The following is a 16,893-nucleotide window of genomic DNA, read 5'->3' as shown; positions in this document are numbered from 1 at the left end:
CTTGTCGATACAACGTATTTTCTAAATCAGTGCCATTTCTAGTTTATGTTTGCGTTTTACCCAGTCTGGTAGAGAGCGCTCAAGCAAACGATAAAACTCTGGGCCGTGGTTGTGGTGCTCTAGGTGACACAGTTCGTGAATGATCACATATTCAATACACTCTATCGGTGCCTTAATCAGATCACGGTTTAATGTCAGTGTTCCGCTTTTAGATAGGCTGCCCCAGCGTTTTTTTAGCTGCATTATTTTAATAGTAAGCTTGTCAGAATCTGAACGTTTGAATTTCTCCCAGCACTCTGAAAATACCTTATTTAAATGGAAATCGGCTTTTTCTCGATACCAGTCACTTAACAGTGATTCAACATGGTCAGGTTTACCACAAGTAGACGTTACCCAAAAAAAACCTGCTTTTAGCACCACGCCGCTGTCAGTTCCTACCTCAATTTTTAGCCGGTAATTCTTGCCTAAATACAAATGGCTTTCACCACTGACGTATTTTCTCGAAGGGGTTCTTGGGTCGAACTGGTCAAAGTAGCGAATTTGACGTTTGATCCACCGAGCACGTTTTTTAACCTTGGCTTCAATTACGTCTCGGCTAGTATCCTCGGGCGCTTTAACAAAAACCGATTTATCAGGGTGAACTGATATTTCCAACGACTTACGTTTAGAAAACACCAGTTGGAAGAGGATTTCTCCCCCTCCATACACAACGGCTAGCTTTTTAGCGCTTGCCGGTGGTGTATCGGCTTGCTTGATGGTTGACGACATCAAGAATGCCTCCGGTGCTTCGCAACCTGCATAGTTTTCTCAATGATTTCGTCCATTTGCTCTAAACTCAGCGTCACACCGTACTGTTCTTTGACTTCATCATAAAGAAAATCGTCAATATCATTCATCGCCGTTTTTTGAACGTCGGAATCGTCCCAAAAATCGACCTTCCAATGAGCATCAATGATTTTTTGTATCGCCAACGATGTTTGTGCGGCAATGACATCTAGCTGAGCATCATCTAACTCATTGAGTGTTGCCACTTGCTGAAACTGCGGCTTAATCAAACCAAAGTAGGCACACGCTTCGTCGTTTTCACGAATGCAATCGGGCATATCATCATGCTGCTTAGTGGCTACCTTATAACGAATATCAATCACTCGATTGAGATATTCTAAGTCTGAGATGCGCTTAGCCTTAAAGTCATCAATGGCTGCTTGGATCAGCTTCGAAAACTTCTCATAAAACGCAGGGTCTTCATCCATGTTCTCCGAAATACTGCGCTTCGTGGCGTGGGCGATGGTGTCCGCTTTTGACGCTGTGGTTTTAGCTTGATAAACCCCTTGCTCTTCTTTCACGGCGGTAAACATTTTTTCATCAAAAATATTCACTGGCTCGTTAAGCTGAGTCACCTCATTAGCCTGAATATGGGTATCCAGCAGCTTTTTAATTTTCGGCTCGTAGTCGCGATAATCAATCGCCTCGGCGTAACGCAACTTAACCGCCGCCTTTAAGTTCTGAAAACGTTTTAAATCGTTTTTATAGGTTTGTAGCTTCTTCTCATCAGAGCTCATGATGAACTGCTCAGACGATAAAGCGATGGCTAAAGATTTACTGTATGCCGATAAACACTCGTAAAACTCTTCACGCAACTCGTCATCGGCCAACAACACCTCGTAGGCTTCTTCGTCTTTTGAGTTTTTAACGGCTTTAAACAAATCCCACAAGTCAGAGTAACGCTGTGGCAGCTTAAACACTTCCTCATTGATGGAGGTGAGCGTGCCTGCTAAGTCATCTTCGTCAAACCCTTCAAAGGCTTCGTACATGGTTAAGGCTTTATCCAGCTCGCCCAATACGCTGGCATAGTCGATGATATAGCCAAACTCTTTGCCTTCGTAAAGGCGGTTAACCCGAGCGATGGCCTGTAACAGCGTGTGCTCTCTCAGCGTTCGGCATAGATACAGCACGGTATTGCGCGGTGCATCAAAACCGGTTAATAGCTTATCCACCACAATGAGTATTTCAGGGTCATCACCATGCTTAAACTGGTTGATGATTTGCTTGGTGTACTCTTCTTCAGAGCCAAAGCGCTTCATCATTTTATTCCAGAACTTACCTACTTCGTCGGTTGGTCCTTCGTCCACTTCATCGTGGCCTTCACGGGTATCTGGGCCAGAAATTACCACCTCTGTGGTCACGGTACCAATATCCTGTAGAAACTCTTGATACTTTAGCGCAGCCGATTTTCCGGGGGCGACCAGCTGAGCCTTAAAGCCGGTACCTTGCCAGTTAGCACGAAAATGCTCGCTGATATCAAAGGCGCGCATATATATCACTTGATCAGCTTTGTTTAGCATTTCAGCGCGGGCGTATTTCTTTTTAAGGTCGGCCTTTTGTTCTTTGCTTAAATCGGTGGTGTGGCGCTCAAACCATAGGTCAATAGCCGACTGATTCTGCTCCATCTCAACATGTCGGCCTTCGTACAGTAGTGGCAATACTGCTTCGTCGGCAACCGCTTGTTTAATGGTATAGTGCGGCTCAATCAGGCCACCAAACTTGGCAAAGTTATTCTTTTCTTTTTTCAGTAGTGGCGTACCGGTAAAGCCAAGAAAACAGGCATTAGGCAGCATTTGGCGCATTCGGGCCGCCAATGAGCCAAAGTTGGTGCGGTGACTTTCATCGACCAATACAAAAATATCGTGCGACTCATCCACAAACTTCTCGGCCACCCAGCCTTTATCAAATTTGTGGATCAGTGTGGTGATCAGGCCCACTTTATTTTTTAGATGTTTCACCAAATTTCGGCCAGACGTGGCACGTTCGCGGCTTAAACCACAGGCCGCAAAGGTATTACCCAGTTGTTTATCAAGATCATCCCGGTCGGTAACTAAAATGATTCTTGGGTTGATAAGTTGCGGCTCTAGCGCCATAGCGCGGGTGAGTATCACCATGGTCAGCGATTTACCCGAGCCTTGGGTATGCCAAATAACACCCCCTTGGCGGTTTTCCTTAGAGCCATTGCCTTTATTGGTCAGGCGCTTAATTCGGGCGATGGTCGCTTTAATCACAAAATATTGTTGATAGCGTGCCACTTTTTTAATGCCACCATCAAACAGGGTAAAGCGATACACCAAATCTAATAAACGCTCTGGACGGCACAGGCTGTGAATGGCATTGTCTTGTTCCGTCACCAAGCGTTTACCTTCTGCCTCTAGCGCATCAAAAAATGGCCGTGCGGCGGCAAACTCGCCACTGAATAGCTGTGTTTTAGTGTCTTCGTCTAAAGTGGTGTTTACGTTTTTATCGACATCGGCCGGTTTATCTTCCTGCTCTTTCCACACGCCCCAAAACTTCTTAGGTGTGCCAGCTGTGGCATACTGGGCGGCGTTTTTATTCACCGCCAACACTTGCTGCACATAAGTAAACAGGCGCGGAATATAGTCATCACCCTGGTTACGAATATTTTGCGATACGGCTTGCTCTACATCCACTTTAGGTGACTTACATTCAATCACGCTAAAGGGAATGCCATTGACAAACAGTACGATATCGGGTCGTACAGTATCGGTGCTGCGTGCGCGCTCAACCGAGAACTCAGCGACTACATGAAAGCTGTTGTTGCTAGGGTTTTTCCAATCAATGTAATTGAGGGTAAAGCTTTTTGAGTCCCCCTCAATGGTTTGCTCCATGGCTGAGCCTAAGGTGATTAAATCGTAAATCGACTCATTGGTTTTTTGCAGACCATCAAACTTAATATTTTTTAGCTTTTGGATCGCGGTTTGAATGTTCTCCTCGCTAAACAGATACTCGCCACCTTTATAGTGGATACGATTAATCTTTTTTAGCTGCTGACGAAGCACCCCTTCCAAAATCACATTGGCACTGCGCCCACCCCGTTCGGCTAATGCCTGCTCAGGGGTGAGGTACTGATAGCCCAAATTGATCAACTGTTGCAGGGCAGGAATTTGCGATAAGTACTTTTCGTTAAACTCAAAGCCCGAAGGCTCTGAGTTTGCTACGTAATTGACAGGCGGTGTGCTCATGCGACGCTCTCCTTTGAAAGCTCCTGAAGTGCTCCCTCAGCGCCAGACTGGGTACTGCTACCAACTTGCCATTCACCTGTAAGCAGCTTTTGCATCAAGCCACGTTTCTGGCTGCGGTATTTATCAAGGAGATCTTTTAGTAATTCAATTTCTTGCCTTGCCGTGTCCAGCTGGGAGGCGATTTTTATTTGTTCATCCATATCAGGGTAAGGGATTTTGACCGTATCAAAATCGGTAGAACTAATTTGTTTGCCGTCACGAATACCAATAACCGCAACCGATAAGTACTTTTCAATAAAAATATATGACTTGAAGAAGTGTCGGTAAAAGCCAGAATGTATTTCCTTCTTTGAAGAAAGAACAGTGTAAGCAGGGCTAACAATCCCACGGTAATCAGAGTACTCAAGACCACCTTGAAATGAACGTAGACTGATTACAAAGTTACCTTTTTCAACTAGCTTGTAGCCCGCAGTACTACCCGCCGGAGACATTACTCGACCCTTTAACATCGTTCTAGGAATTACGCCTCGGTCTTGAGTAACGGATAAAAGCTCCTCGTCTGGATGCCCTTTAGATGAAACACTATCAAATAAATCTTTAGCTAGATAATGTTTCCAGTTAGAACATCTTTTACGAATAATCGACTGAGCTAACCACTCAAACTGCTTTTCCTTGGCCGCAATTAACGCCTCCGTTTTTTCGATGGCGTTGTCCCACGTATGCAAAGCATCAGCGATACTTTCTTGCGTTTCCATTGGTGGGGCATAAACCGGTAATTCACCAATAATAGTGGTGTTTAGGTTTAACATTGTTTGCCCAAGTGCGTTATTTTCAAGCCATCTTACAACTTGGGGCATTAGGACAAATTGGTGAATATACTTAGGAAGTACTTCTTCACTCAACCTTGCTCGAATGCAACCGGTACCGCAGATCCATCCTTCATTATCTTTGGACGCAACTGCTATTCGTCCAAGGTCTCCTCGTCTAGGAAAAAGAATATCTCCTTCCTGTAAAAAGTGTTTTTGAAGGCTTTTGGCTTTTTCTATAGAAGTCCTAGCAATGGTATCTGTTTTTATTTTGCCTCCATAAATATCTTTAGGCATAACAATGGGGATACCGTCTTCAGTGTATTCTTCTGCTTTTAATTGGCTGCCAAAAGGCCCTGTTTGTAGGCCTTTGGACACGACTAAATTAGCAAGTGGTTGAGTGTACTTATTCATTATCACCCTCCAACTTCTTCTGCGCACGCGCCAACTGGGGAATGCCTTTTTCCGGCGTTGGCAAATCCTCTGGCATGGTGCCGCTCAGCTCCTCAATGGTGGCGCGCACTTTTGCGCCCACTTCAAAATGAGTCTGGTTGGCATGGGCTTTATTGCTGACCTGATCACGCTTTAGTTTCTCTTCCGTTTGCGTGGCACGGAACAGGTTAGCGGCAAGCTCGGTACTGCCCATGTGTTGGTGCAGGACCTTATTTCCCACTTGGGAAAAATGGTGTGTTGTGTTTAACATCATTTTTCCTCCTTGGCATCTTTGGGTAGCTCCGCCGCTTTGATCAGGCGTTTTTCATCGGATTTCACTCGGCGCTCTAGCTTTTTTAGGTCTTCTTCGGCCGGCAGCTCTTCTGGCTTAATGCCACGCTCACCAAGCATATCGCGCAGGCTTTTGTTGTTTTGCACGTGTTCATCAGTAATCGAACCTTCACCTTGCAGATCATTTTGACGCACGTTGTGATTGGTGATTTCGGTAGCTAGGTTTTTGGCTGCAATGGTCACCGTCGGCAAAAAGTCAGCCAAAGCACGGCTTTTGGGTACGCTGAGCTTGTTCTTCATGCTTTGGGTGGTATTACCGCCAAACAATGCTGCATCACCGCGCGAACGAATGCGACCAAAGCCCTTATCGTCAACACCGCGTTCGTAAATATTTTTAGACAGCTCTGTTTCTGACTCTCGAAGCTTCTCTCGCGCTTGAATGCGATCTTGCAGACGTAGCTGCTCTTCAATGAGCTCTTGCTTGCGCGTTTGCAAAGCAAAGTAGGTTTGAGCAAAGGCAATAGCGTCTTTGCGGGGATCGCCGTTTTGAGCGATCAAATAGCAGGCATAACGGGTGAGCATTATGTCGTCTATTTTCCGTTCTGCACCCGAGCCAATGGTGACCATTTCGTTGACGCCAACGAAATGGTTTTCGACCTTACCACCACTGTTGCTACAGGCTTCTTTGGCCTTTTCGATCACTTTGATAAAGTTACGCCAATCGCTGTATTCCAACATTTTCTGAAGGTCGCGAGCATACCAATACTCTATCTCTGAACCCTCCCATGTGTGGGAAGTCTGATTAAAGCTTTGACTAAGCTGGGTGATTAATTCTTGCTTCATTCAGCCGCCTCCGTTGTGTTGCTTTGCGCTTCGTTAGGCACAATATCCTTCAACAGCGCTGCCATTTTGCCGCGAACCTCGGCAAGTTCAGTTTCAAGGGTGGTGATCTCAGCCTGCACGGCGACAATGTCGATTTCTAATTCTTCTTCGAAGGTATCGACGTAACGCGGGATATTCAGGTTAAAGTCGTTCTCTTTGATCTCGTCAAAGGTGGCTAAATGGGCGTATTTTTCTACCTCTTCACGGGCTGTTACCGCTGCAATAATTTTGTCTAGGTGTTCATCCAGCAGGATGTTTTGGTTTTTCCCTGCTTGGTAATGATCTTTGCCGCTGGCATCGACAAACAGCACGTCTTTGCGGTTTTCATTGGCACCGCCTTTTTCACGTGAGCGGTCGAATATCAGGATTGCCACTGGAATCCCAGTGCTTGGGAATAAGTTGCCAGGTAAACCAATCACGGCATCCAATAGGTTTTCTTCAATCAGTTGTTGACGAATACGGCCTTCAGCTGCGCCTCTAAACAGCACACCATGAGGGACTACTACGGCAATACGACCTTCTTTTTCAACGGCGGCTTCAACCATGTGGCTGATAAAGGCAAAGTCGGCCTTTGATTTAGGTGGTAGCCCGCGCCAGTAGCGGTTGTATCTGTCGGATTCAACGTCTTCTGAACCCCATTTGTCGAGTGAAAACGGTGGGTTGGCAACCACGTTATCAAACTTCATCAGTCTGTCATTTTCGACCAGCGCTGGTGAGGTGAGGGTGTTACACCATTCAATACGAGCAGAGTCTGAGCCGTGCAAGAACATGTTCATACGTGCAAGCGCCCAAGTGCTGCCGTTGACTTCCATGCCGTAGAGTGAGTAATTGCGGTCGCCCACTTGGCGTGCGGCTTCAATCAATAAACCGGCTGAGCCACAGGCTGGGTCACAAATACGCGCCCCCGATTTGGGTGCAGACAGACGGGCTACTAGCTCAGAGACTTTATGTGGGGTGTAGAATTCACCGGCTTTTTTACCTGCATCGGAGCCAAAGCGTTCAATAAGGTAGATGTAGGTGTTACCAATGACATCTTCAGACACGCGCGACGGGCTCATGTCGAGTGCGGGCTTGTTGAAGTCGTCCAGCAAGGTTTTTAGGCGGCGGTTGCGGTCTTTGGTTTTACCCAAATTGGCTTCGCTGTTGAAGTCGATGTTACGGAATACGCCTTCTAACTTGGCTTTGTTCGCGGTTTCAATATGCTCTAAAACAATGTTGATCAGCTCGCCAATGTTGGGTTCGTTTTTACGCTCTAACAATGAATAGTAGTTGGCCAAAAAGGTATCGGTAACAACGGTTTTCTTCTCTTTGGTTGCTTTGTCTTCAACTTCTTCTGTCAGTTCAACCATTGGCAGTACAAAACGCTCGCGCTCAAGCTTACGTCTGATACGGACATCGTCGTCACCGTACTGCTTTTTATATTCTGCGTAGTGGTCATTCCATACATCGGAGATGTATTTTACGAACAGCATTACTAGGATGTAGTCTTTGTATTGCGCAGGGTCTACCGCGCCACGGAAAGTATCGCATGCAGCCCATGCTGCATTGTTGATGTCTTTTTGTTGAATTTTATCGCTCATGCTTTTGTCCATTAATTCGCCCTCAAATTTGGTCAGTGTCTATAAAGCGGGGCAGGCTATACCGGTAGCGCCCCGCTAGCTGTAAGTTAAAAGGTTAAGAATCGAGTACGGCAGACTGAGTCCAGGTAATCGAACGCCCAAATGGAGGGTAAATCGATGTACTGTCCTTTATGGTGTACCGTGCAATGACTTCACCTTGCTCGTTTAACTCTTCACATTCATAGGTATCAGTGTCTTGGCCTTTTCGTTGCGACCACTGACTGCTCACGATGTTGAGGGTATGCGATTCAGGTATACCAATTTTCTTTTTGTATTCATCACTCATAAGGGCTCCTATCCTTTAATGTCTTTAGGGTCGTTACCATGGCTATCTTTGCGTTGTATCTGGCCGTCTTTGCCATGTACAAAAAGCTCAGAGCCTTCGCGCTTGCTTTGTTCGCGCGCCGCAGCTTCGGCCTCTCGTTTGGTGCTGTGTACGCTTGAAGCGCGTTCGGCACCGCCTTTTTTGTTCGCCCATCCATCAGGATGTGGTACGACATGTCGGGTATTGCCCTTGCTTGATGATGTATTCTTTGCCATAATTTCGGCTCCTGTTTTTTCAAATGAAACGTGGATTAAAGTTTTGCTAGAAGTGCTGTCACACTTTCGGCTCGTCTAAACCCAGTAACTGTCATTACTGGGTATTCATTGCTAAATTCATTAATATTGCGTCAGTTAACATCTCCTTTTTCTTTGCTAATGCGTTCATTAGCTTCTGCTCGTTGATGGATAATTGGTAAATCTCAATGATCTTTTTCTGCACATCGAGACTAGGGACCACTATCTCCAGATCCTCAAGTGCAGGTTTGCCAATCATTCTTACCGCCGTGCCTGTTGCCTTACTTTGCAATACTGCTTGTGAAGTCGGTTGATTAATAAACCAGCATAAATACGCAGGCATAACCGAATCACTTTCAACCCGAATTCGTAACAGTGGCGCAGCGATAACAGCATCGTTCAACTCTTGGTCAATCAATGCTGCCGTATTGGTTTGACCTCTAGAGCGAAATGCTAAGTCGTTATGTTTAACTCTGTGATGATCCTTTAAGTCCTGCATAGCAATCTGCACTAGCTCTTGGGCATTTAGTCGGTTATCTTCAGTAAGATCCTTCATCTGGATAACAGAGATATTTCCATTAGCGTCTGGCTCAAGCTTTGACCTAAACGAGTGTCCCATCTGTACAGAGGCAATTTTTTTCAAATTAACTTTCATTGTTACCTCAAATGCGTTGTAATGGCGTTTCTGCAACTTGTGAATCAGTGTAAGCAGAGAATTACAACCTGTCAACTTTTATTTTGCAAAAACGCCGTTACTGTAATTTGTGTATTTTTGGCGTAATGCTTGAGTGTGACTGAATTGACCCGATATGGGCTTGCACCGAGGAATGAAGTAGCTATTGTCCGGTACCGACATTTATGACGAAGCCAAAACAAGTAAGAGCGAGCTAAAAAATAGCGACACTCGCCCTAAACCATACATCATTTTCCAGCCCACAAAGGTGGTGCAGCAGTGCCAAGTTAATCTGGTGGCTGATCACTTTGCCCTGTCGTTTTTCTGTTGTTCTTCCTTAAACCAGTCAGCAGCAACCCAGTACAAGGTTTGCCTATTTGCTCTGGCGCACTGGGCAGGCAGAAGGCTCGGTTTTGCTGCTTGGGGTGCAAAGTTGAAGCATCTGGCGCAATGCACCAAAAGATACAGGCGATTGCCGGCGTATTTGGTTGCAAAACTCTGGATTTAAAAGTGCCATCCATATATGCCGGCAACAAAACCAATCCGCCTTGCGCTTGGCCGTCAACCTCAGGTAAAGGTAGCAGTATAAATTTGACAATTGCTCAGGGCTCTGCCACTTTTCCGCAATTACTTGTGCGCCAATGTTATTCAGCCATTGGTGAATGGGGGCAGCCTAGGTGCGCTTGTTTAATGCGCGGAACTGGTAGGCCAAGCGGGTTAGTCGCTCTGGCGCATTGTCGCACTGGTTTAATGCTGGGTAGAGGGTAAACGCACCTTGTCCAACCAGCAAAGTTACCATCTACTTCTACTTCACCCAATATTCATTTGCCCGTAACACGCCTGCTTCATGTACATCAAGGTGTCGTTGGCAATGGTTGGGCGGTTGCTTTCCCGGATGCGCTCTAATACTTCGCGCACGTGCGTTGGTCGCACAGCGCGGAGGGGGAGTTGGCCAACACTGGCACAATCTCTTTGGTAAAAACACGTTTGGGTATATTTGGGTGCTTTAACCGGCGACTTAAGTCTTTGGCATACCAATCTTGAAACAGCTGACTGACATTTTGGATCTCAGGGATGGTTTCAATGGCGCGGATCGCTAATGGGTCTTCACCTTGCTGAAGTTGTAGCTGCATTTTAGATGCTTCAAGCCGAGATTCTGCCAGGGTCATACTTGGGTATTGATCGAGATTTGCTTCTCGTCGTCCGTTTAGGCTGGTATACCTTAGCATCCAATACGGCATGCCTGATTTTCTTACGCAAAAATGTAGGCCATTGCCATCGCTGTATTTCTTGTTTGCTGTTGCGGCGCGAGCATAAGACTGCACCTGAGTTGCGGTTAGTTTTGCCATCGTTTGTTACTCTATATTCCTAAGAAATCGTTAAATTTTGCTCACCATTGCCCACCACCATTTGTTTATCGAATGGCTCGATAGTTGAGTGATTAAGCAACCAGCACGATAAGTGGAGATGGCATAAGGCGGTGGTGAGATAGATGCAAAAATCTGCTCACCAGATACCTTGACTTTTCGCTTATTGAGTCAAAAAACAGGGTTTGCCCACCACTTAAACAGTAACTGGTAACGGACATCTGCAAACCGATTTGGACGGGAAAAATAAAAAAAAGCCCTGTATTAACAATCAAATAATAGGACTTCTAAGACATTCTTGAACGGGTAGCCTTCTACCTAAGAACCTATTCGATATTCTGAATCTGCTCCCGCATCTGCTCAATCAGCACCTTCAGTTCAACTGCCCGTTGCGTGGTGGCTACCACAATCGACTTCGATGACAGAGTATTCGCTTCACGGTTCAGCTCCTGCATCAGGAAATCCAGGCGGCGTCCGACCGAGGCTTTATCCTTCATCACCCGACCGACCTCCTGCACATGAGTTTCCAGCCGATCCAGCTCCTCTGCCACATCGGCTTTCTGTGCCAGTAGAACCAGCTCCTGCTCAAGCCGTGCCGGGTCCAGATCAGACTTCAGCTCAGCCAGACGGTTGCGCAGCACCTGTGCCTGATTTTTCAGAATTTCCGGCATCAACTGCCTGACTTCAGACACGATCTGACTGATCATATCCAGGCGCTGTCGAATCATCTGCTGCAGCTCACTCCCCTCACGTTCACGACCGGCTATCAGATCCTGCAGGGTCTTGTCGAACAGCACTAACGCGGTTTCTGAGAGTTGCTCGGTGTCCGGTTGAGTCTCCTTCATGACACCGGGCCAGCGCAGCACCTCCATGATATCGAGCGTGCCCGGTTGAGGCAGCAGCGCACTGATCTTTTCAGCAGCCCTGATCACTTCGGCAGCCAAGACTGAGTCGACTTCGAGCGATTGCTGTTTCTGCTCGGTACTCAGCTTCAGGGTGCACTCAACCTTGCCCCTGCTGAGCTGTTTGCGCAGTCTGTCTCGCAGGGCCGTTTCAATATGTCGCAACGATTCCGGCAGACGTAACTGATACTCCAGATAGCGATGATTGACGGAACGGATCTCCCAGATCAGGGTCCCACCCTCATATTGTTGCTCCTGACGGGCAAAAGCAGTCATGCTTCGTGTCATATTTGATCGATCTCGATTAAAATCGTTGTCCTGAATGCTCCATTCTAACAGCCCGGCAATCGATCCACTATTTTTTGCCGGTACAGTCACAAGGTAACCAGTATGAGCTCTACCCTTTCACAGCAACTTCAGACTCTTGGACTGAACAAGATACGTCCCGGCGGAAGGCAGCCGGATCAGATGCGGGAAGTACGCATTACCCGCAATTTCACCAAGCATGCAGAAGGGTCTGTACTGGTTGAGTTTGGCGATACCAAGGTGATCTGTACCGCCAGCGTCGAACGAGGCGTTCCCCGCTTCCTGCGTGGTTCAGGTTCGGGTTGGGTCACGGCCGAATATGGTATGCTTCCGCGTTCTACCAACACGCGAAATGACCGCGAAGCGGCGCGTGGCAAGCAAAGCGGGCGCACCACCGAAATCCAGCGCCTGATCGGCCGTTCACTACGCGCTGCACTTGATCTGAAAAAACTGGGTGAGAACACCATCACCATCGACTGCGATGTGATTCAGGCTGATGGCGGCACCCGCACAGCAGCCATCACGGGTGCTTGCGTGGCACTGATGGACGCGATCGCCTTTCTGAAGAAAGACAAGAACGGTGCCATGAAAGGTAATCCGATCAAGTACATGATCGCCGCTATATCGGTGGGTATCTGCAAAGGTGAGCCAGTACTGGATCTGAATTATGAAGAAGACTCAGTCGCCGAAACCGATATGAACGTGATCATGACGGATCAGGGTGGCTTCATCGAGATTCAGGGCACAGCAGAAGCAGCCCCTTACACTCAGGAAGAGCTGAACGCGATGCTTGAGCTGGCCCGCAAAGGGATTACAGAGCTGGTGGAACATCAGAAAGCGGCACTGAACGCATAAGACGAACTGTCAGGGCGGGCCGGCAAGGCACTGCCCTGACAGAATTTACATCGGTATATCGTAGTCGATGATCAACGGCGCATGATCAGAAAAGCGCTGTTCACGATAGATATGCACATTCTTGACACTTTTGCGCAGGTTCGGGGTTGTGATCTGATAATCCAACCGAGCACCCTCATTCAATGACCAGGCACGGTTATAGTCAGGCCACCAGGTATATTGCCGATCCGCCTTGTTGATCTGACGAAACGCATCCACATACCCCAGATCCTTGAACACCTCTTCCAGCCAGGCACGTTCCTCAGCCAGAAAACCTGACACACGCTGATTCACATACCAGTTGCTCAGATCGATCGACTTATGAGCGATATGCAGCGTACCGGTAAAGATAAAGTCTCGACGCTTGCGCAGTGTCTTTTTCAGATGCCCCATGAACAGGGCCAGATATTCCATCTTGGCGGCCTGTGCTTCATCGCTTCTGAGGCCAGATGGTACCGTCAGAGACGAGATACTCACCTTGTCAAAATCTGCCTGGATGAAACGGCCATGAAAATCACACTGCTCGAAACCCAGCCCGGTCATGATCGCCTTGGGCACATGGCGGGTGTATATGGCCACACCACTGACGCCATCTTCGAAGGCATCGAAAAAATAGGCATGATAGCCCTCTGGGTGGTAACGATCGCCATCCAGTTGATACTCTTTTGCACGAAGATTCTGCAGACAGATTACGTCCGCATCCTGGCGAACCATCCAGTCAAAAAAACCTCTGTCTGCGGCTTGTTCAATACCTTGTGTATTGAAGGTGATGACGCGCATATCTCTCCAGCTCCATTGAGCGTGTGTGAATTATTCTTTAGTTGATATTAAACGGAAATTGTATAGGTATGCAGCACAAATTGAAATTTATCTGTATCTGTCTGATAGAAGCGCTGCTCAAGGCACGTTATCATTAGCTTCCCGGACATGATACACGTGGATAACAGCAGATGCAGGATTACCAACGCGCTTTCATAGACTTCGCCATCAACCGAAAAGTTCTTCGATTTGGTGAATTTACCCTCAAATCAGGACGGAAAAGTCCGTATTTTTTCAACGCAGGCCTGTTTAACACGGGCGAAGCGCTGGCTCGCCTGGGTAAATTCTATGCCGCAGCCATCGTCGATGCCGGCATCTCCTACGATCTGCTGCTTGGCCCCGCCTATAAAGGCATACCGCTTGCAACGACAACCGCAGTGGCACTGTTCAACGACCATCAGTTGGATGTGCCCTACGTGTTCAACCGTAAGGAAGCCAAAGATCATGGCGAAGGTGGTAACCTGGTCGGTGCTCCGCTGCAGGGCAAAGCGCTGATTATCGACGATGTGATCACTGCAGGCACTGCGATCCGTGAAGTAATGAGCATTATTGAGCAGGCAGGTGCCGCACCTGCTGGCGTTGTGATCGCACTGGACCGTCAGGAGCGTGGTACCGGCGAGCTATCAGCCATTCAGGAAGTGGAACGTGATTACAACATCCCGGTAACCAGCATCATCAGCCTGACTGACTTGATTGAGTACCTTGAAGAAAAAGGTAATCTGCAGCAGGAACTGGACGCTATTCGAGATTATCGCCGCAACTACGGTATCTGATTACCTACCCTGCAGGAGTACACTTGACTAACAGTTTGTTTTCCGGTGTAATCCTGCATCTTCCTTGCCCGGATAGCTCAGTCGGTAGAGCAGAGGATTGAAAATCCTCGTGTCGGTGGTTCGATTCCGCCTCCGGGCACCATTTTCATGTTCCCCCATTCTTCATGCATTTCTGCCAGCCTCTCTCGCTGAAATAATGACAATCGCACCTGAATGCTTCTAAACTCAAGCCATATGGGATTGATCTCAGGTTTGAACCTATGAGCAGGTGACGATGAGTACAACGCAGCAAACCCACACGCAGGATCAGTATTATCAGCGCCTGCTATCGATTCTGAATAAAGTTCACCACTCACGCAGTTTTGAGGATGCCTATCCTGCTGTTGAAAAGTCGATCCTGCGCTTGTTCCATGCAGAACGACTGACCATCTACCAGCGCAACCGGGCAAGCAACGACATTGTCTCCCGCTTCAAGACGGGAGATGACATCAGTGAGATCCGCGTGCCAGTCAGCACCACCTCCATTGCCGGATATGTCGCATTCAGTCGTCGTCCACTGCTGATCCGCAATGTGCGGGATGCAGATGAGTTGCAACAACTGCACCCCAACCTGCACTTCAATCCCGCATTTGAGGAACCGACCGATTTCAGAAGTACGTCGATGCTGGTGGTACCCATTGCAAACAATGATGTGCTTCTGGGCGTGCTGCAGATCATCAATCGTTCGGATGGTGAGTGCTTCAGCGAAGATGACATGAGTAAGGCGTGTGAACTGGCGTCGCTGATCGGACAGAAATTCCGCTATGATTTCGGCTGCACCCAATCGCCCTTTGAATACCTCATTCAAAAAGGGTTACTCAAGCAGACGGACATCGACAAGGTCAGCAAAGAGAAGCCGCAGGTACCCGTAACACGCATTCTGACTGAATATTTCAAGGTACCCAGAGCTGAGCTGGGGCAATCACTGGAAGCCTTCTATCAGGTCCCCTTCATCGGTTATCTGCCAGATCGCTACTTTGCACACCCTATCTGCAGCAAGATCAACAAAGCCTATCTGAAGAACAACAATATTGCGCTGCTGACCAACGGCAAAGATGAAAGCAAAGTTCTGATCCTGATAGACAACCCCAATGATGCCAAACGCATCATGGAGGTTGAAAATATTCTCGGCACTCGTGAAGCCCTGATCTGTGTGGGATTGCTTGAGGATATCCATCAATATCTCGGCTATATGAGCCCGGATGTCAGTGACTCATCCAACCTCAATAGTCTGCTGGATGAGCTGGAAGTGGCGGACGCATCCCCCGCCGATGATGAGCAGTCGGATGATGAACAGATCTCTGATCAGGATTCGGCCATCGTCAAACTGGTCAATCGCATCCTGATCGACTGCAAGCGGTTGAATGCATCAGACATCCATATCGAACCAGGCAAAGGGCAGAAGCCTACCTCTGTGCGTATGCGTATAGATGGTGTGTGTCAGGAAATCATTCAGATACCCGCAAGCCATGCCAAGGCTGCCATCTCACGCATCAAGATCATATCGAGGCTGGATATCTCGGAACGCCGCCTGCCTCAGGACGGAAAATTCAGTGTACGCCTGATGGGGCAGACGCTCGAAGTACGTGTGGCCACCATTCCAACCGTTAACGGCGAGGGAGTGGTAATGCGCCTGCTGCAGACAGGCGAACCGATTCCCTTCGACCAACTCAATCTGGCACCTGCCACAGAGCAATCAATCGAGGGGTTGCTGACACATCCACACGGAATCTTTCTCGTGGTCGGCCCGACAGGTTCGGGTAAGACCACTACACTGCATGCCGTGCTCGCGTGCCTCAATACACCTGACAGAAAGATCTGGACCGCCGAAGACCCTGTCGAGATCACTCAGCCGGGACTACAACAGGTGCAGGTACAACCGAAAATCGGTTTTGACTTTACGGCTGCGCTGCGAGCCTTCCTGCGTGCCGATCCCGACGTGATACTGATTGGTGAGATGAGGGACAAAGAGACGGCTCATGCAGCCGTAGAAGCCTCACTGACGGGGCATCTGGTCTTCTCCACCCTGCACACCAACTCAGCACCGGAAACCATCACACGCCTGCTGGATCTCGGTATCGACCCCATCAGCTTCTCCGACGCCCTGCTGGGAATCCTTGCTCAGCGTCTGGTCAGAACCCTGTGTGGCCAATGCAAAGCGCCTTATGCCGCCAGTGAAGAGGAAGTGGAAGTGCTCAAGCGCCACTATGGACCGCTGCATGAGAAGGATCTGGAGCTGAAGACGGGCATGACATTATACAAGCCCACCGGATGTGATGCCTGCAACCACACGGGCTACAGAGGCAGAACGGGGATACATGAGCTGCTTGTCTCCTCAGCACCCTTGCGTGAACTGATCTACAAGCAGAGCAGCGTGGCTGCTATCAAGCAGGTAGCGATAAAAGAGGGCATGCGGACACTGCTACAGGACGGTATCTATAAAGTGGTCAAGGGTGACACCGATTTCGTGCAGGTCAGAAAGGTCGCTGTGGAATAGCCTC

General features: G+C 48.2%; 16 protein-coding genes and 1 tRNA gene. 5 read left to right on the top strand and 12 right to left on the bottom strand.

The genetic code is table 11. The features are described from left to right. Positions 1-21: 21 nt before the first annotated feature. The 9 genes from ACK3CJ_RS00845 to ACK3CJ_RS00805 form a co-directional block, all read right to left on the bottom strand. Positions 22-768 carry a M48 family metallopeptidase gene (locus tag ACK3CJ_RS00845; protein WP_409524520.1) on the bottom strand — a complete coding sequence of 249 codons (747 nt, stop codon included), beginning with the start codon at positions 766-768 and terminating at the stop codon, positions 22-24. After that, a complete protein-coding gene (locus ACK3CJ_RS00840) occupies positions 768-4,031 on the bottom strand; it encodes a type I restriction endonuclease subunit R (protein ID WP_409524519.1) in 3,264 nt (1,087 codons plus the stop codon). The genes ACK3CJ_RS00845 and ACK3CJ_RS00840 overlap by 1 nt, the downstream gene beginning before the upstream one ends. Then, positions 4,028-5,251: a restriction endonuclease subunit S gene (locus ACK3CJ_RS00835; protein WP_409524518.1), complete on the bottom strand. Its 1,224-nt coding sequence runs from the start codon at positions 5,249-5,251 to the stop codon at positions 4,028-4,030. The genes ACK3CJ_RS00840 and ACK3CJ_RS00835 overlap by 4 nt, the downstream gene beginning before the upstream one ends. Then, positions 5,244-5,543: a DNA-damage-inducible protein D gene (locus ACK3CJ_RS00830; RefSeq protein ID WP_409524517.1), complete on the bottom strand. Its 300-nt coding sequence runs from the start codon at positions 5,541-5,543 to the stop codon at positions 5,244-5,246. Before ACK3CJ_RS00830 ends, ACK3CJ_RS00835 begins: the two co-directional genes overlap by 8 nt. After that, positions 5,540-6,403 (bottom strand): DNA damage-inducible protein D, encoded by an 864-nt coding sequence (dinD, locus tag ACK3CJ_RS00825; protein ID WP_409524516.1) that lies wholly within the window; start codon positions 6,401-6,403, stop codon positions 5,540-5,542. Before dinD ends, ACK3CJ_RS00830 begins: the two co-directional genes overlap by 4 nt. Next, the gene (locus ACK3CJ_RS00820; protein WP_409524515.1) at positions 6,400-8,022 is read right to left on the bottom strand and encodes a type I restriction-modification system subunit M; all 1,623 of its coding nucleotides are present in this window, start codon (positions 8,020-8,022) and stop codon (positions 6,400-6,402) included. Before ACK3CJ_RS00820 ends, dinD begins: the two co-directional genes overlap by 4 nt. 94 nt (positions 8,023-8,116) lie before the next feature. Next, positions 8,117-8,347 (bottom strand): hypothetical protein, encoded by a 231-nt coding sequence (locus ACK3CJ_RS00815; RefSeq protein WP_241608147.1) that lies wholly within the window; start codon positions 8,345-8,347, stop codon positions 8,117-8,119. An 8-nt stretch (positions 8,348-8,355) separates the two neighbouring features. Continuing rightward, positions 8,356-8,601, bottom strand: coding sequence for a DUF2188 domain-containing protein (locus ACK3CJ_RS00810; RefSeq protein WP_409524514.1), 246 nt, complete (start codon positions 8,599-8,601; stop codon positions 8,356-8,358). Positions 8,602-8,695: 94 nt separating this feature from the next. Further along, positions 8,696-9,274 carry a restriction endonuclease subunit S gene (locus ACK3CJ_RS00805; RefSeq protein ID WP_409524513.1) on the bottom strand — a complete coding sequence of 193 codons (579 nt, stop codon included), beginning with the start codon at positions 9,272-9,274 and terminating at the stop codon, positions 8,696-8,698. Between the two features lie 184 nt (positions 9,275-9,458). Here ACK3CJ_RS00805 and ACK3CJ_RS00800 point away from each other — a divergent pair, with 184 nt between their 5' ends. After that, positions 9,459-9,800: a hypothetical protein gene (locus ACK3CJ_RS00800; protein WP_409524512.1), complete on the top strand. Its 342-nt coding sequence runs from the start codon at positions 9,459-9,461 to the stop codon at positions 9,798-9,800. Between the two features lie 394 nt (positions 9,801-10,194). Here the strand turns inward: ACK3CJ_RS00800 and ACK3CJ_RS00795 are convergent, their stop codons facing one another. Together ACK3CJ_RS00795 and ACK3CJ_RS00790 are read right to left on the bottom strand one after the other, a co-directional pair. Next, complete coding sequence (locus ACK3CJ_RS00795) at positions 10,195-10,641, bottom strand: Arm DNA-binding domain-containing protein (protein ID WP_409524511.1); 447 nt, start codon at positions 10,639-10,641, stop codon at positions 10,195-10,197. A gap of 344 nt (positions 10,642-10,985) precedes the next feature. Next, positions 10,986-11,849, bottom strand: a complete 864-nt coding sequence (locus tag ACK3CJ_RS00790; RefSeq protein WP_409524510.1) for a YicC/YloC family endoribonuclease — start codon at positions 11,847-11,849, stop codon at positions 10,986-10,988. 102 nt (positions 11,850-11,951) lie between these two features. Here ACK3CJ_RS00790 and rph point away from each other — a divergent pair, with 102 nt between their 5' ends. Next, positions 11,952-12,722, top strand: coding sequence for a ribonuclease PH (gene rph / locus ACK3CJ_RS00785; RefSeq protein WP_409524509.1), 771 nt, complete (start codon positions 11,952-11,954; stop codon positions 12,720-12,722). Positions 12,723-12,767: 45 nt separating this feature from the next. Here rph and ACK3CJ_RS00780 read toward each other — a convergent pair whose 3' ends face one another. Beyond that, a complete protein-coding gene (locus ACK3CJ_RS00780; RefSeq protein WP_409524508.1) occupies positions 12,768-13,541 on the bottom strand; it encodes an exodeoxyribonuclease III in 774 nt (257 codons plus the stop codon). A 170-nt stretch (positions 13,542-13,711) separates the two neighbouring features. Here ACK3CJ_RS00780 and pyrE point away from each other — a divergent pair, with 170 nt between their 5' ends. The 3 genes from pyrE to ACK3CJ_RS00765 all read left to right on the top strand — a co-directional run bounded on the left by pyrE (position 13,712) and on the right by ACK3CJ_RS00765 (position 16,889). Then, positions 13,712-14,353 (top strand): orotate phosphoribosyltransferase, encoded by a 642-nt coding sequence (gene pyrE / locus ACK3CJ_RS00775; protein ID WP_409524507.1) that lies wholly within the window; start codon positions 13,712-13,714, stop codon positions 14,351-14,353. A gap of 66 nt (positions 14,354-14,419) precedes the next feature. Next, positions 14,420-14,495, top strand: a tRNA-Phe gene (locus ACK3CJ_RS00770). Between the two features lie 132 nt (positions 14,496-14,627). Further along, positions 14,628-16,889, top strand: coding sequence for a GspE/PulE family protein (locus ACK3CJ_RS00765; RefSeq protein ID WP_409524506.1), 2,262 nt, complete (start codon positions 14,628-14,630; stop codon positions 16,887-16,889). The last annotated feature ends 4 nt before the right edge of the window (positions 16,890-16,893 follow it).

It is taken from the genome of Nitrincola salilacus (genome assembly GCF_046271865.1).
Taxonomy (GTDB): domain Bacteria; phylum Pseudomonadota; class Gammaproteobacteria; order Pseudomonadales; family Balneatricaceae; genus Nitrincola; species Nitrincola salilacus.
The sequence above is the reverse complement of the archived record's forward strand: the minus strand, read 5'-3'. Positions and strand labels throughout refer to the sequence as shown.

Coding starts and splice junctions, on each gene's coding strand:
- ACK3CJ_RS00845 (WP_409524520.1), bottom strand. CDS start 768: ATGTCGTCAACCATCAAGCAAGCCGATACACCACCGGCAAGCGCTAAA.
- ACK3CJ_RS00840 (WP_409524519.1), bottom strand. CDS start 4,031: ATGAGCACACCGCCTGTCAATTACGTAGCAAACTCAGAGCCTTCGGGC.
- ACK3CJ_RS00835 (WP_409524518.1), bottom strand. CDS start 5,251: ATGAATAAGTACACTCAACCACTTGCTAATTTAGTCGTGTCCAAAGGC.
- ACK3CJ_RS00830 (WP_409524517.1), bottom strand. CDS start 5,543: ATGATGTTAAACACAACACACCATTTTTCCCAAGTGGGAAATAAGGTC.
- dinD (WP_409524516.1), bottom strand. CDS start 6,403: ATGAAGCAAGAATTAATCACCCAGCTTAGTCAAAGCTTTAATCAGACT.
- ACK3CJ_RS00820 (WP_409524515.1), bottom strand. CDS start 8,022: ATGAGCGATAAAATTCAACAAAAAGACATCAACAATGCAGCATGGGCT.
- ACK3CJ_RS00815 (WP_241608147.1), bottom strand. CDS start 8,347: ATGAGTGATGAATACAAAAAGAAAATTGGTATACCTGAATCGCATACC.
- ACK3CJ_RS00810 (WP_409524514.1), bottom strand. CDS start 8,601: ATGGCAAAGAATACATCATCAAGCAAGGGCAATACCCGACATGTCGTA.
- ACK3CJ_RS00805 (WP_409524513.1), bottom strand. CDS start 9,274: ATGAAAGTTAATTTGAAAAAAATTGCCTCTGTACAGATGGGACACTCG.
- ACK3CJ_RS00795 (WP_409524511.1), bottom strand. CDS start 10,641: ATGGCAAAACTAACCGCAACTCAGGTGCAGTCTTATGCTCGCGCCGCA.
- ACK3CJ_RS00790 (WP_409524510.1), bottom strand. CDS start 11,849: ATGACACGAAGCATGACTGCTTTTGCCCGTCAGGAGCAACAATATGAG.
- rph (WP_409524509.1), top strand. CDS start 11,952: ATGAGCTCTACCCTTTCACAGCAACTTCAGACTCTTGGACTGAACAAG.
- ACK3CJ_RS00780 (WP_409524508.1), bottom strand. CDS start 13,541: ATGCGCGTCATCACCTTCAATACACAAGGTATTGAACAAGCCGCAGAC.
- pyrE (WP_409524507.1), top strand. CDS start 13,712: ATGCAGGATTACCAACGCGCTTTCATAGACTTCGCCATCAACCGAAAA.
- ACK3CJ_RS00765 (WP_409524506.1), top strand. CDS start 14,628: ATGAGTACAACGCAGCAAACCCACACGCAGGATCAGTATTATCAGCGC.